Below are 14,889 nucleotides of genomic sequence, written 5' to 3'. Positions count from 1 at the left end.
GTATTATACGTTATACAAACAGGTGCATGATCAGCACCCCGAATAAACCTGTTATGGAAACAATGGTTTCCATTAATGACCAGGAACGGAACGTATCGTTCAGGGAAAGATTAAAATATTCTTTGAACAGCCAGAAGCCGGCATCATTTACATGCGAAAAGAACAGGCTGCCTGCGCCAATGGATAATACCATCAGGCTGGGATTTACGTGCAGCTGCCCCATCATGGGAGCAATAATGCCTGCAGTGGTTAAACCTGCTACCGTAGCAGATCCCAGTGCCACCCGTATCACCGCTGCAATTATCCAGGCCAGCACCAGGGGCGGTATGCTCCAGCTTTGTAAGGCCGTAGCTATCTGCGTGCTTACACCGCTGTCTATAAAGATCTGTTTCAGGATCCCGGCGCCGCTAACGATCAGTAACACCATAGCCACGTCCTTTACTGCATCTGTATAAATATTCATTATCTGCTGCATGGTTTTACCCATGTTAATGCCTAAGCTGAAAGTGGCAATAATAACAGTGATCAGCATTACGATGCCCGGCTCCCCCAAAAAGGTAAGCAATGTTTTAAAAACACCTTCTTCCGGCAGCATAAACAGCAGGATGGTGGTAACGATCAGCATCATAACCGGCAGCAGCGACGATAACAGGCTGTTGAACACACCCGGCAGCAGGTGCTCCGGTAACGGCTCTACGCTAAAGCTGGCCAGCGGCTTGGCTTCCAGCTTTCTGATGGTTTTTGAGAACACGGGCCCCGCCAGTATTACAGCCGGTATGGCTATTATTACACCATAGATCAGCGTAAGCCCCATGTTGGCGTGGAACTGCCCTACCAGTGCAGCAGGCGACGGATGCGGCGGCAAGAAACCATGCGTAACCGATAAGGATGCCAGCATAGGTAAACCAACATACACAGCGGGTAATTTGTATTGATACGCCACAGAAAAGATCAGAGGAATGATCAACACAAAACCTACATTATAAAACAGGGGTATACCAATAATAAACCCGGTAAGCATCAGGGCCCACTGGATATATTTTGCACCGAACAATTTCATTAACACCGTAGAGATGCGTTGCGCAGCACCGCTTTCCGCTACCAGCTTGCCCAACATAGCTCCTAATACGATCACCACTACCAGCGATCCCAACGTATCGCCAATACCTTTGTATATGGATGCCGGAATGTTGTTCAGGGGTATGCCCAGCAATAAACCCGTGACAATTGACACTACCAGGAAAGCCAGGAACGCATTAACCTTACCCCACGAGATCAGTAATATCAGCGCAACAATACAAAGGAAGATGATCAATAAAGTCATGTGATTTTAGATTTTAGATTTACGATTTTAGATTTGATCTAAGCGATAAACTAATGTTAGATTGCTGGAGTTGCCCCGAAATCTAAAATCGTAAATCTAAAATCGTAAATTTTTAATGCGAATCCCTGCTTACTTCTGATCCGGAGCCGCCTACCAGGAAGTCAAAGTCGGCGCCTTTATCGGCCTGCAGCACGTGGTTTACATACAGGCTTACATACCCGCGGTTCATAAGCTGGGCGTCTTTTTCCCAGCGCTGGCGGCGTTGCTGCAACACCTCGTCCGGCACATCCAGGTGCAGACGGCGGCCGGCAACATCCAGCTCAATAAAATCCCCGTTCTCTACCAGCGCCAGGTTGCCGCCAATAGCAGATTCCGGGGATACGTGCAGCACTACGGTACCGTAAGCAGTACCGCTCATACGGCCATCGGAAATGCGTACCATATCGGTAATGCCTTTGTCCAGCAGCTTTTTGGGCAGGGCCATATTACCCACTTCCGGCATACCGGGATAACCTACAGGGCCTACGCGTTTTAAAACCATTACACAGGTTTCATCAATATCCAGCGCAGGATCGTCTATGCGTGCATGATAGTCTTCAATAGTTTCAAACACCACGGCGCGGCCACGGTGCTGCATCAGCGCAGGCGTAGCAGCAGAGGGTTTTATTACGCAGCCGTTCAAGGCCAGGTTGCCTTTTAATACGGCGGTACCAGCTTCTGGGATCATAGGCTGCTCCATGGGGTAGATCACATCCCGGTTATAACAGCTGCAGGTATCGGTAATATTTTCTGCATGCGATTTACCGGTAACAGTAATGGCATCCATATGCAGATGCTCTTTCAGCTCATTAATGATCACGGGCAAACCACCGGCATAATAGAAATCTTCCATCAGGTATTTACCGGAAGGCATCAGGTTTAACAGCAGTGGAATACGGCTGCCCAGCTTATCAAAGTCTTCCAGGTTAAGCTCCACGCCTATTCTGCCGGCAATAGCCGTAAGGTGAATAATAAAATTGGTGGATCCGCCTACCGCTGCATTTACTTTTATAGCATTCTCAAATGCCTGCCGCGTAAGGATCTTCGACATTTTCAGGTCCTCCTTCACCATTTCCACAATGCGGCGGCCTGAAAGATGGGCCAGCACTTTTTTGCGGGAATCAACCGCCGGGATAGCGGCTGCACCGGAAAGCGTCATGCCCAGGGATTCTACCATGCAGCCCATGGTAGAGGCAGTGCCCATGGTCATGCAATGCCCGGCGCTGCGCGACATACAGCTTTCTGCAAACAGGTAATCCTTGGGCGTCATACTGCCCTTTTTCATTTCATCGGCAAACTTCCATACGTGCGTGCCGGAGCCAATTTGCTGCCCCTGGAAACGGCCATTGAGCATAGGCCCGCCGGGTACCACAATGGTAGGCAGGTCCACGCTGGCAGCGCCCATTAAGGTAGAGGGTGTGGTTTTATCGCAGCCGGTGAGCAGCACCACCCCGTCCACCGGGTTACCGCGAATGGATTCTTCCGCATCCATACTGGCCAGGTTACGGAACAACATGGCGGTGGGTTTCAGCAGGGTTTCGCCCAGCGACATGATCGGGAACTCCACGGGAAAACCACCCGCTTCATATACGCCGCGTTTCACCACTTCTGCAATATCGCGCAGGTGCGCATTACAGGGCGTTAGCTCTGACCAGGTATTACAAATGCCGATCACAGGACGGCCATCAAATAGATCTTCCGGGAAACCCTGGTTCTTCATCCAGCTTCTGTAAATGAAGCCCATCTTGTCTTTCTTTCCGAACCAGTTCGAACTTCTGTATGTAGACATTACTATATCCGTTTATACGTTAACGTGGAAACTGCCTTCCTTTCTAAATTGTTATCAATGCCAACTTACAAAAAAATGCCTCCTTTTTTCCAAAAAATTGAAGACCGGCAGGCGTATTATTTTGCTGCAATGCATGCCACCAGCTCCGGCTCCGTTAGCTGGTTGCGCCCGGGCGGGTAAACCGGCTGCTTATCTAGCGCCCGCAGATCAGCCGGTCCGCTGCGCAATGTTCGCGGTGATCAGGTATTATAATACTTACGCATCATACGTTCGTATGTGCGTTCGGGTAAGCATTTCTTCAGGATCACGGAAAATTTTTCTATGGGTTTGCCCACCCGGTAATAACGTTTTACGTAAGGCGAGTTAATGATCTTTTCTATGACCGGGCCAAACTGCTCCGCCGGCAAACCGTGGTCTATACTGGCATCTATGGTTTCATATACACGGTCAAAGCTGGCCTTGTAGGGAGAATCTGCCGGTACCGCTGTTTTAATCCGGTTGGCATTAATATCCGTATGCACAGCGCCGGGCTGCACGCAGCAGGCCTGTATACCATAGGTGCCTGTCTCTAACCGTAATGCCTCTGTGAAACGGTCCACAGCAGCCTTGCTGGCGCTGTACACGCCCCGGTAGGGCAATCCCGCTTCTGCCGCAATGGAGCTGATATTAATGATCAATCCTTTACCCAGGCTGCGCATATGCGGCAGTATGGCCTGGCAGGTACGGATCACCCCAAACACATTGGTGTCAAATGTTTTCTGCACATCCTGCAGCGACAGGTATTCCGCCACACCGGCAATGCCCACACCGGCATTATTGATCAGCACATCTATCCGCGGCTGCTCCTGTAAAATAGTCTGGATGGTTTGTTGGATGCTGCCTTCGTTACAAACATCCATCACCAGGGTACGGAACTTCTTCCCTTCCTGCTGAATGCTGCGGGAGGTGCCGTACACTGTAAATCCTTTTTCAGTAAGATAGTTGCCAATGGCCGCGCCTAATCCGGCAGACGCGCCGGTAATGAGTACTACTCCGGGCATGTAATGTTATTTGTTGTTAAGGTTATTTCTATAGGTATGATATCGTTCCACTACCTGTTTGAATATATTGGAAAGTGCTTCCCACTCTCCTTCTTCTATCAGCTGCCGGGAAAACAGCTGGCTTCCCATGCCCAGCCCTTTAGCGCCAGCGTCCAGGAAATCTGTAAAATTATCCGGCGTAACGCCGCCCGTAGGCAGCAGCTGCAGGTAATCCATAGGCGCCAGCACTTCTTTGATATAGGAAGCGCCCAGCTTTGTGGCAGGGAACACTTTTACCATAGTAGCGCCCAGGTGCCATGCTTTATAGATCTCCGTAGGCGTATAAGCACCGGGAAATACAGGCACCTTCGCCTGTAAGCAGGCGCTGATCACCTCCTCCTGTAAAATAGGTGTTACAATGAATTGCGCACCGGCCGCAAGAGCCTTTTCCAGGTCATCCGGCGTGCAAACCGTACCGGCGCCTATGTTCAGCTGTCCTCCAAAATCCTGTACCAGCCGGGTAATGGTGGTAAGGGCTTCTTCTGAGTTCATGGTCACTTCCAGCGTAGTTAACCCCGCTGCATGGTAATACCGCGCCAGCACCGGCACCGTTAACGGCGGCACATTGCGCAGAATGCCCACAATGGGCATCTGCTCAAACAACGCAGGTGAAAAAGTATGTGACATTGCTTAGCTGTTTAACTGGTTAAAGATCCTGTACTGCCCGCGGATCACAGCTTCCTCCGTCCATGCGGCAGAAAATACCACCACATTGGTTAATCCCAATACCGATAATGCCGTAGCATATCGTTGCTGCAGGTGAGCGCCACCACAAAGGTACAGGGTGCCGGGGTCTGTAAATAATAATTCCTGCAGCTCTGCCCCTATCAAAAGGCCGCTCAGGTAATCCAGGTTCTCCACAGGGGTAAAGCTGCCGAACAAATGATGCGTTCTTACACGGAAGGCAGCGTGCAGCAAGGGTAAGGTTACCGCATCCTGCACTCCCTGGCTGAAAGAACTGTTGGTAGTAACAATCAGCGGGGCTTCATGCCCGGCAACGGCATCTTTCAGTATGCTCTGGCGGCGCAGCAGCTCAAACAGCTCGCCGGTCATAAAGGTCTTGAACTCCACGGCCTGCCGCTCCTTTACCTGTATGTGCTTGGAATGGGTACCCGGGAAAATAAAGGTTCCAAAATCGGCCAGGGCCAGGTCATCGCTGATACAGCCTACCAATTGTGTTTCCTCCCCGCGCATTACATCCAGCTTGCTACGCACACCGGAGATCAGGAATGTTTCATGAGGAAAATCTGCGGTGGGCGCTACATAATGCGTGTGCACATTGGCCCCATCCACGCTAAAGGGCAGGGCGCCGTAAGGCAGCTCCATCATACCAATGGAAGAAGAAGCCATACCGGAAATAATAACCGGCACCTGCTCCAGCGTATAGCCGATACGTTGCTCAATAGCGGTAATAGCGTTATGGATCACCTGCAAATAAAATTCCCATCTGCCGGCGCGGTCCCGCGGGCCGCCGGACTCCCAGGCCCGGCAGGTGGGGGCAATACCCTGGCCGGAGATCTCGGAGGCCAGTATGTCCAGATCCAGCGCCTGTACTAATCTTAACCGAAAGGAGGAAGTACCCCAGTCACAACTTAGAAAGGTAGTCATGGGGGAAAATTACGAATTATCAATTACGATCCCGCAAAAAACGGGACATGAATGCCACTAAAATAATTATGTATGATTATGAATAATTACGAATTGAAGATGTTTTTGTTGTTGATGTTTTTTTTATACCTTATACTTTTAGACTTATTCATACATAACCAACCTCATTTACGCGCTACATCATCCGTAGTTCGTAATTGATAATTCGTAATTCACCAAAATCTAGCCGTCTATGCGAAACCTGCTATTACTCCTGACCCTTATCTCCCCTATCCTGGGCCTGGCACAAGTTAAAGAGCTGGATCAGCGTGTTGCCGGTGTAAAAGATTCTGTAGTGTCCTGGAGAAGGCAGCTGCATCAGCACCCGGAACTATCGAACCGGGAATACAAAACGGCCGCTTTTGTGGCGGCCCATCTTAAAAAACTGGGACTGGATGTACAAACCGGTGTTGGCAAAACCGGCGTGGTAGCCATTTTAAAAGGTGGCAAGCCTGGTCCGGTAGTAGCTTTGCGGGCAGATATGGATGCCCTGCCCGTATATGAAAGGGCTGACCTGCCGTTCAAATCCACCGACTCAGCTGAATACCTGGGCCAGCAGGTGCCGGTAATGCATGCCTGTGGGCACGATTCCCACATTGCCATACTGCTGGGCACTGCCGAAGTATTAAGCAGCCTGAAAAAAGATATACCCGGCACCGTGAAGTTTATTTTTCAGCCGGCAGAAGAAGGCCCTCCCGGTACGGAGGAAGGCGGCGCACCTTTAATGATCAAAGAAGGCGTAATGGATAACCCGAAGGTAGATGCCATCTTTGGCCTGCACATTAACTCGCAAACGCCTATTGGTAAAGTGAAATATAAATCCGGGGCGGAGATGGCTTCCAGCGACTGGTTCGTGGTAAAGGTAAAAGGCAAGCAGTCGCACGGCTCACAGCCCTGGAGCGGTATTGATCCCGTGGTGGTGGCCGCACAGATCATACAGGGCTTCCAGACCATTGTAAGCCGGCAGGCAGAGCTTACCAAAGCGCCGGTAGTGATCACCGTTGGAAAAATTCACAGTGGTGTACGCAGTAACATTATTCCGGAAGAGCTGGTGATGGAAGGTACCATCCGCACGCTGGACAGTAAAATGCAGCAAATGGTGCATGAAAAAATGAAGCTGATGGCCACCCATATTGCAGCCGCATCCGGCGCCACCGCAGAAGTAAGCATTGATACCAAAACCAAGGTAACCTATAACGACCCTGCACTGGTAAAATTAATGGCGCCTTCTATTGAAGCTGCCGCCGGTAAGGAGAATGTATATGAAACCGACTGGACCACCGGTGCGGAGGACTTTTCTTTCTTTGGTGATAAAGCGCCGGCCTTCTTCTTTTTCCTGGGTGGCATGCCTGCCGGGCAGGATCCTGCCAAAGCAGCTGCACACCATACGCCTGATTTTTATATAGATGATTCTAAGCTGGATGTAGGCGTGAAAGTATTTTGCCAGCTGGTATTTGATTATGCAAAAGTGAAAAAGTAGCACGGCGTATATCAGTCCGGACCACATTCATTTTGGCAAACCTTTAATGCGCGCTGATCCGGAACAATTTGCTTTGCCAATGATTCCTTTTCAATTTGTTGCTTGCCCCAGTTGTGTAAATGCGCTATAAACGGGATCAGTTCCTGTCCGGTATCACTCAATGAATATTCTACTTTGGGTGGCACTTCGTGATACATTTTGCGGACGATCAGATTATCATCTTCCAGTTCCCGTAATGTTTGGGTCAGCATTTTAGTCGTAATATCAGGCAGGGTTCTGCTTAACTCCCCATAACGCAATACCTTTTTCATGCTCAGGTACCATAAGATCCTGGCTTTGTATTTACCCCCGATGCGTTTAAACGCATAATCCACTGCACACATTTGCGTTACCTCAGGCTCAATCGATCTGTTTTTCATCTTTCTTTTGTTGTAAATGACTAATAATCAACAATACATACTTTTTAGTATGTAAGATACATAAAAGTACATACTTGCCAAAAGTACATAATTGATCTAGTATTGCATCTGAATTAAAAATAAATAACAATGGACTTAAAATTAAAGGATAAAGTAGCCGTGGTTACCGGGGCATCAAAAGGGATCGGTGCAGGGATTGCTAAAGCATTTGCAGCTGCAGGCGCAAAAGTTGTTGTCAATTATGCATCCAGTAAAGAAGGTGCTGATAAAGTGGTAAATGAGATCACACAAAATGGCGGTACTGCTATTGCTGTTCGTGGCGATGTTACAAAGTCAGCAGATGTGAAAAACCTTTTTAAAGAAACAAAAAGCACTTTTGGCAGGCTGGATATCCTGGTCAACAATGCAGGTGTTTTCAAATTTGAGCCACTGGAGGCAGTTACAGAGGATACCTTCCATGCACAATATAACACGCATGTGCTGGGCAACTTACTGTCTACTCAAAATGCGGTTGAAATGTTCGGTGATGGTGGCGGAAGTATCATCAATATCAGCTCTACGGTAAGCCAGAATCCCATCCCGGGCCTGGTTGTATATTGCGCAGCAAAAGCGGCCGTGGACAATATGACGAAGCTGCTGGCAAAGGAGCTGGGAGGAAGAAAGATACGGATCAATACTATTGCACCCGGTGTTACAGAAACGGAAGGCACGCATAGCGCCGGTATCATTGGTGGCGATCTTGAAAAACAAATGGTTGCGAATACGCCTTTGGGCCGCACAGGTCAGCCGGAGGATATTGCAAAAGTGGCTGTTTTCCTGGCTTCTGATGATGCGGGTTGGGTAACCGGGGAAAGAATTACGGTTTCCGGCGGTCTGCTATAATTGTTTCAGCGCTTGTGTAAATGCCGTCCATCAGGGATGGCATTTCCTGTTGGTGGCTTAACTGCCGGCCACCTGGTAATACCGCATTCCGTTTACAGCGCCTCCACCTGCCCCGTTATTACATTATACACAGGTAAGCCTTTAATCAGGTTATACCTGTGTTTTCCGCTTAAATAAGTAAGGTTCCCATTCACATCCCGGCTTTCCCGGAATTTTGATTGCACATAACCTTCTTCTGCGCTCCTGGGCACAAGGCTGCCCAATCTTTCTTTTTTTACAAAGTAAGCGTTGGTGCCAACAGAATTGGAGCCCACAAAGGCATAGCCCTTTTCTTCAGCCAGTAAGCATAATGCCTTCAGCGAGGTACCAAAATAAAGGTTACTGTAATGTGCTTTTGTGCGGATGAAATCCGGGTTATAGGGAACAGTAATAGCCCGCTCAGATCCCAGCACGCTATTATATTCAACAATTACAATGGTGGGGCTTACTACGTTAATGGCTTTCCAGATCCAATAGTCGTTGCCGTCAATATCTATGCTCAATAGCCCGATCTCTCCTGAGATCCCGCCGGAAGAGATCAGCTCATTAATATTCTCACTGGTAATAAATGCGCAAAGGGTACTCAGATCGTGCTGGTAGCAGATATCATCTGTTTTTATGAAATTAATATGCTTCTCTGAGCCATCGATCACCAGACCAGACCAGTTATCATTAACCAGTAAGAAACGGGTATTGGATTCAATGTAATTCTCTACACCAAACTCCACGAATGTGTGGTCGGTAATATCAGCCTTGCTTATTAAGTATTGAATAATGCCGTCATCACCGGTTTGAGAGAAAACCCGGAACTCAGTTTCAGCCAGGTTGCTGACCTGCTGCAACGCCTTATTTTGCCGGGAAAGTATTTTCCCGAGCAATAAAAGGTCCGCTTGTTGTGTCTTTCTTGATTTATATACAGAATGGGTAAAAATGCTAAGGAGCCTTTTTATCTTTCTCATTGGGGGGCTTTAAATATTTATGGTTACCTGGTGTATTCTGAATATTTAAAGTAATTAATTATTGTCAAAGAGAAAAATTTGACAGCTTCCGCTTGACGCTGCACTACATTAAAACATCTGAAAAGAGCTGCTGAAACCCCTTCCAGATGTTTTAATTATGAATTATTCATTCTTAATTATTTCACCGGCTCCTTCACGGCCTGCCTTGCCAGCAATTTCCATTGGCCCCCTTCTTTTGCCCATACCAGCAGCACGCGTAAATGCACAGTGCCGGGTTTGCCGCCGTCGTTGGTTTCTGCATCCAGCACGTGGCGTACAATAGCGGTATTACCTACTATGGTAATGGTTTGGCCGCTAAGGTCTATCTTAACAAAATCAGATTTTCCGCTTACAATGTTCCCTACAAAAGTAGCCTTGTCTTCCAGGTTACCATTGGAATGCCCGTAGCTCAGCTTGTCGTCAGACACTTTTTCCAGCGCGGCCTTATCACCATCTACCATCGCTTTGCGCAGGTTTTCTACCGCCTGCGTAACGGCTGCTTCGTCCCTGGATTGTGCATAGGAGAATTGTAACAGCAAACACACAACGGGGAATAATAAAAGACGTTTCATTCGTAATTTTTTTTTGTCTTAAAAAGGATGATCCTCCAATATAATAAATATTAAGGTGTTTCTCTTTCTTCCAGGTGTTCCATTACCTCGCTGCGTTGCAGCCAGGGTGTACGCATTTTCTTTTGCGACAGCAGCTGCAGCTGATCGCCCCGGTATTTGTTACCCGGCTGGGTGGCATTACCATAGCTCAGTAGTACCTGCGCTTTCAGGGGTTTGCTGAACTCCACAATGGCTACATAGCTATCTCCCCCTGAAGCGGTGTATTTTTTGTCCTCATCTTCCTGGTAATCGATCACCCGGAAAATGCCATAGTGGCCGGAGCCGCCGTTACCGGCATAGTTCCGCTTATTGAAGCGCATACGGGCCAGGCTGCCCCAGGGCACATCCAGGCGGCCATATTGCTGTTGCATTTCTGCGGCAGCTGTTGCCAGCAGCTTTACTGCACCGGCGGGGTCTTTCAGGCCGGCCGGTGTGGTTACCGGGTGTGCCGGATCAAAAGGCGTACGGATCATGCCGGGCTTCAGCTTATCAAACCAATGAGTAAATAACAGCGCGCCGGTGCTGGCAGTATCTGTGGCCCGGTCCCATTGCTGTAATACAGCGGCAGCACGGGTGGCGGCGGTATCCGGGTATTGTTTTACGGCAGCCAGCAATTCATCCAGGTAACGGTCGGCTGCTTCCATGCCGGTATTGTATTTATCAGCTACCAGCTCCTCGTAGGTAATGGAGCTATCTTTCCGGATCATATTCAGCGCTCGTTGCGGGCGCAGACCGGTGTTACGGGAAGCCATATACGAAGGGTAATTGGCGGGATCCAGCAGGGTGGGATAAGTACAGGTCCAGGGCGGATCATTGGCATTCTGTAAAAAACCGGTGGATGGGTTATGCAGCTTAGGCAGATCTTTATAAGGGTGCGTTTGCTGCCAGATGTAGGCGCTGTTACTGCCATCTACCGGCTGCTGCCAGAAATCCCAGTTACCCTGCGCACGTACCGGTACATTACCGGCAAAGAAGTAATTAATATTGCCGGCATCATCAGCATACATCACATTAAACATGGGCAGCTGCATCAGCTTCAGCGCAGCCTCAAACTGTGCCCAGTTCTGTGCGGCGCCCATCTGGTGCCACTGGTAGATCATGTCCGGGCGCTCCATGCCGGCAATACGCACGGCGTAGGCATCCCCCTTCTTTCCCATTATTACAGGCCCTTGTTTGCTGTATCTCAGGGGCACGGTTTGCGATTGCAGGCTGCCGTTATCCTGCTTTACTTTTAACGTAATGCTCTTTTGTAAGAACCGTACCGGTTTATTATCCAGGATATATGTATTGCTGTCTTTCAGCTGCAGGGTATAGCGGTCAGAGGCATCAATGGTGTTCACGGTATGCGTCCAGCCCAGGTGCTCATTAAATGCAATGGCCAGGGTAGGCATCCCTATTAACGTAGCACCGTAAGCGTTATATCCCGGTCCGCTTAGCTGCGCCTCAAAAAAAAGATACAGATCGGCCCAGGGCAAATGCGGATTGGCCAGCAGCATGGCATTGCGGGAAGCGGAGCGGGATGGTCCGATGGCAATGGCATTAGAGCCACGCCCCGCCACCTGCATGGCTTCATCAATATCATCTATAGCCAGGAACTGTATGTACAATACCCGCAGGGCATGCGCCGTAACATCAGTGGGCTGGATGGGCAGCACCTGTTTAAACTTTTCTCCGATAGCTTCCGGGTGCGCTTTGGCATAAGCATTAACACCTTTTACAAAAGCATCCAGGCAGCTTTTAAAAACCGGGTTTTGACGGGCATAATGCGCTTTAGCCAGCTCCGGTATGTTGAATAAATGAATGATCTCATCACGAAGCAGGTTCTTTTCTCCCCAGTATTCAGCACTACGGCCCCTGGCCTGCCCATAGAGCTGCAGTAGCAGGTTAGCATGGTTGTGCATTTGCGCCCAGCCAAAACCATAATACATATCGGCCAAACTTTTACCATATACATGCGGCACACCATAGGTATCCCACAATACTTCCGTTTTAGGCGGCTGTTGGGCACAGGCAGTTGCTGTTAATAATAGTAAGGGAAGGATAGCAAACATCCAGCTTTTGAGGAAATGCATGTATTATACGTTTATGAGAGTTAGGGTTACTGAAATGATCGTAGGGAAGAAATTACATCATTTCCACAAATATTTCCTAAAAAGTTGACAGGGGGTGGTTTTATTTTTGTTTTCGTGGCTCCCTCTCCGTTATGTAACCGTTGAACATAATAGGTTGCCGGTTATTACTGCTTACCTGCAGGGTGCCGTAACCATCTTCAGAAAGCATCAGCACCATTTGCCGTACATCATCTGCATCTTTTGGACTGATCTGTATATTCCAGCCCCCTTTTTTGCCGTTATTTACCGTGTAATCAAATTTACGGGAGGTGAACTGGATACCGCCCTTGCTGGGATCCAGCGGCGCCGTATAGGCACGGCCAAAGTATGGCAGGTAGGTGATCACAGAATCTTTGGCAACCTTCACCTCATACTCGCTGGTAAGCTGCCGCGTGCGGCCGCTCATGGGCAGTGCTGTTTGTGCTTTAAACACATAGGACTGGGTGGCTACCAGATCTTTTATCTTATCTTTTTTATTATCCTGGGCAAATAGCTGGCCGCAGCAGGTAATGGCCATTATTAAAAAGAGGCTTCCGTTCAAAAACTTTTTCATAACACTGTTCTTTTCCTAAATTTACACCAATTGCCATAATTTATGAAAACCGTTCTGCTACTGTTAACCATCCTGCTGTTAGCCCATCCCCTGCACGCACAGCAAATGGATTCTCTTCAATATGCCCAGGGATATTTGTACTATCATACTTACGGTACCGGCGCCCCGGTAATAATTTTAAGCGGTGGCCCCGGCAACTCTTATTTGCAGCAGGAGGAGGTAGCCATTGCATTAGGTACATCCTATAAAAGCATTTTATTGGAGCAAAGAGGTACCGGCCGTTCCATTCCCACGCCATTTGATTCAACTACCATTACCCTGCAGGCCGAGGTGGAAGATGTAAAACGCCTGCTGGATCATTTACACATTCAGCAGGGCATTATTTACGGGCATTCCTGGGGCGCTATGCTGGCTATGTGTTTTGCGGCAGCGCATCCTGAGCGGGTAAGAACGCTAGTGCTGGCTAACCCCGGTTATTATAAAATATCAGAGGAGAATTTTGCAGTGCATGTTGCCAACCTGCGGGTACGCCTTGGTGTGGCCGACCTGCAGCTACTGGATACGCTGACTAAAAAAATGACCGACGGCCGTGCCAGCGCCGCAGATTCTGTTGAGCTGGATAAGCTGGGCCGCCTCTCTTACATTTACAATAAAAGTATGCTGGACAGCCTGTTGAAAAAGATAAACGCCGGTAAACCCAACATAAAAATGCGGCAGCTGCTGATCCGGGACCTGTTCCGGGTACACTATGATGTAAGCAAAACCCTGCCCCGTTACAAAGGCCCTGTTCACGTAATTGCCGGCCGGCAGGATGCGCTGGCCTTCTACACCTATGACCTGAAGATCATACGCCCTTCCATTCAGCTGCACTGGATCCAGGAATCCGGCCATTTCCCCATGTTTGAGCAGGCCAAACCGTTCTATGACACTTTGTTTACAGTGCTGAAGACCGTCCGCTAGTTTTTAGCGATTATTTAACATCCGCGCAACATCAAATTTGCGGCTGCCTGTTCATTATCCACCGTTCTGGCGTAATTTTGTAAGGCTGAGACCCCCTATGCCCAAAACGCTTAAAAACTTTCAAAAATGGACAAACAACAGCTACGCGACGCTTATAAATTATACTGGCTGGAGAATGGCAAACCACCTGTTTCCGTATACGCTTTTTGCAAGATGGTAAGCCTGCCGGAACCGGCTTTTTATGATCTTTACAGCTCCCTGGAAGCAGTGGAAAAAGATATATGGCTGGGTATTTTTGAGGATACTATTAGCCAACTGCAGGGAGATGAAATTTACAGGAACTACTCCGCCCGTGAAAAGCTGCTCACCTTTTACTTTATGTGGGTGCAAAAGCTGAAAGCCGACCGTAGCTACATTCTGCTGCAGCAGGAAAAATTCCGCTTCCCGGTCTTGCACCAGGGCCAGCTGGAAACCTTTAAAAAGGCTTTTTACAAATACGTGGAAGACCTGGTGAAAGAAGGTTACCAAACCAGCGAGATCAAGGAACGCAAATACATTTCCGACCAATACGTACATGGCTTCTGGGTACAGGCGCTGTTTGTGCTCCGCTACTGGATAAACGACAGCAGCGAGCGTTTTGAAATGACGGATGCCGCTATTGAAAAGGCTGTACACCTGAGCTTCCAGCTGATTGCCGCCAATACGCTGGATAGCCTGTTCGATTTTGGCAAGTTTATGTTTACGGGGAAATGAGGCGATTTCAGATTTGATTGAAGCGGATTATTCCGGGAACCATAAAATAAAAGTCCTGTTCATACGTCAATCATATAAGATCGTATTCCTGAAATACTTCTTGTGATGTCAGGAGAGCTGTTCTTGTGGCCAGCTAATCGTAAATCTAAAATCTGATTGAACTATAAAAAGTAACGATGTACATTTTAGAAAATCTAAAATCGTA

At 48.5% G+C, this 14,889-nt stretch carries 14 protein-coding genes; 4 read left to right on the top strand and 10 right to left on the bottom strand.

Annotated features, from left to right (window positions below):
• Positions 1–10: 10 nt before the first annotated feature.
• The 5 genes from BMZ54_RS08605 to BMZ54_RS08585 all read right to left on the bottom strand — a co-directional run bounded on the left by BMZ54_RS08605 (position 11) and on the right by BMZ54_RS08585 (position 5,839).
• On the bottom strand, positions 11–1,324 hold the full coding sequence (locus tag BMZ54_RS08605) for a gluconate:H+ symporter (RefSeq protein ID WP_089909228.1): 1,314 nt from the start codon (positions 1,322–1,324) through the stop codon (positions 11–13).
• 112 nt (positions 1,325–1,436) lie between these two features.
• Positions 1,437–3,152 carry an IlvD/Edd family dehydratase gene (locus BMZ54_RS08600; RefSeq protein WP_089909225.1) on the bottom strand — a complete coding sequence of 572 codons (1,716 nt, stop codon included), beginning with the start codon at positions 3,150–3,152 and terminating at the stop codon, positions 1,437–1,439.
• A 239-nt stretch (positions 3,153–3,391) separates the two neighbouring features.
• Positions 3,392–4,192 (bottom strand): SDR family oxidoreductase, encoded by an 801-nt coding sequence (locus tag BMZ54_RS08595; RefSeq protein ID WP_089909221.1) that lies wholly within the window; start codon positions 4,190–4,192, stop codon positions 3,392–3,394.
• A 6-nt stretch (positions 4,193–4,198) separates the two neighbouring features.
• Positions 4,199–4,858 carry a bifunctional 4-hydroxy-2-oxoglutarate aldolase/2-dehydro-3-deoxy-phosphogluconate aldolase gene (locus BMZ54_RS08590; protein WP_089909218.1) on the bottom strand — a complete coding sequence of 220 codons (660 nt, stop codon included), beginning with the start codon at positions 4,856–4,858 and terminating at the stop codon, positions 4,199–4,201.
• 3 nt (positions 4,859–4,861) lie between these two features.
• A complete protein-coding gene (locus tag BMZ54_RS08585; protein ID WP_089909214.1) occupies positions 4,862–5,839 on the bottom strand; it encodes a 2-dehydro-3-deoxygalactonokinase in 978 nt (325 codons plus the stop codon).
• A 232-nt stretch (positions 5,840–6,071) separates the two neighbouring features.
• Between BMZ54_RS08585 and BMZ54_RS08580 the strand changes: the two genes are divergently transcribed.
• On the top strand, positions 6,072–7,358 hold the full coding sequence (locus tag BMZ54_RS08580) for an amidohydrolase (protein WP_089909211.1): 1,287 nt from the start codon (positions 6,072–6,074) through the stop codon (positions 7,356–7,358).
• A gap of 11 nt (positions 7,359–7,369) precedes the next feature.
• On the opposite strand, the gene BMZ54_RS08575 is transcribed toward BMZ54_RS08580, so the two are convergent.
• Positions 7,370–7,777: a winged helix-turn-helix transcriptional regulator gene (locus BMZ54_RS08575; protein ID WP_089909208.1), complete on the bottom strand. Its 408-nt coding sequence runs from the start codon at positions 7,775–7,777 to the stop codon at positions 7,370–7,372.
• A gap of 129 nt (positions 7,778–7,906) precedes the next feature.
• On the opposite strand from BMZ54_RS08575, the gene BMZ54_RS08570 reads away from it, so the two are divergent.
• Positions 7,907–8,659, top strand: coding sequence for an SDR family NAD(P)-dependent oxidoreductase (locus tag BMZ54_RS08570; protein ID WP_089909205.1), 753 nt, complete (start codon positions 7,907–7,909; stop codon positions 8,657–8,659).
• Positions 8,660–8,751: 92 nt separating this feature from the next.
• On the opposite strand, the gene BMZ54_RS08565 is transcribed toward BMZ54_RS08570, so the two are convergent.
• The 4 genes from BMZ54_RS08565 to BMZ54_RS08550 all read right to left on the bottom strand — a co-directional run bounded on the left by BMZ54_RS08565 (position 8,752) and on the right by BMZ54_RS08550 (position 12,971).
• Positions 8,752–9,657 (bottom strand): hypothetical protein, encoded by a 906-nt coding sequence (locus BMZ54_RS08565; protein ID WP_238386533.1) that lies wholly within the window; start codon positions 9,655–9,657, stop codon positions 8,752–8,754.
• 176 nt (positions 9,658–9,833) lie between these two features.
• Positions 9,834–10,268 carry a nuclear transport factor 2 family protein gene (locus tag BMZ54_RS08560; RefSeq protein WP_089909204.1) on the bottom strand — a complete coding sequence of 145 codons (435 nt, stop codon included), beginning with the start codon at positions 10,266–10,268 and terminating at the stop codon, positions 9,834–9,836.
• A gap of 50 nt (positions 10,269–10,318) precedes the next feature.
• The gene (locus BMZ54_RS08555) at positions 10,319–12,379 is read right to left on the bottom strand and encodes an acylase (RefSeq protein ID WP_089909201.1); all 2,061 of its coding nucleotides are present in this window, start codon (positions 12,377–12,379) and stop codon (positions 10,319–10,321) included.
• 100 nt (positions 12,380–12,479) lie between these two features.
• Positions 12,480–12,971, bottom strand: a complete 492-nt coding sequence (locus BMZ54_RS08550) for a DUF4251 domain-containing protein (RefSeq protein ID WP_238386532.1) — start codon at positions 12,969–12,971, stop codon at positions 12,480–12,482.
• A 42-nt stretch (positions 12,972–13,013) separates the two neighbouring features.
• Here BMZ54_RS08550 and BMZ54_RS08545 point away from each other — a divergent pair, with 42 nt between their 5' ends.
• Both BMZ54_RS08545 and BMZ54_RS08540 read left to right on the top strand, forming a co-directional pair.
• The gene (locus tag BMZ54_RS08545; RefSeq protein ID WP_089909200.1) at positions 13,014–13,931 is read left to right on the top strand and encodes an alpha/beta fold hydrolase; all 918 of its coding nucleotides are present in this window, start codon (positions 13,014–13,016) and stop codon (positions 13,929–13,931) included.
• A 126-nt stretch (positions 13,932–14,057) separates the two neighbouring features.
• Complete coding sequence (locus BMZ54_RS08540; protein ID WP_089909197.1) at positions 14,058–14,684, top strand: TetR family transcriptional regulator C-terminal domain-containing protein; 627 nt, start codon at positions 14,058–14,060, stop codon at positions 14,682–14,684.
• Positions 14,685–14,889 lie beyond the last annotated feature (205 nt).

The sequence above is a fragment of the Chitinophaga rupis genome, from assembly GCF_900109685.1.
GTDB classification, from domain to species: Bacteria; Bacteroidota; Bacteroidia; order Chitinophagales; family Chitinophagaceae; genus Chitinophaga; species Chitinophaga rupis.
This window is presented reverse-complemented; position numbering and strand designations above follow the sequence as displayed.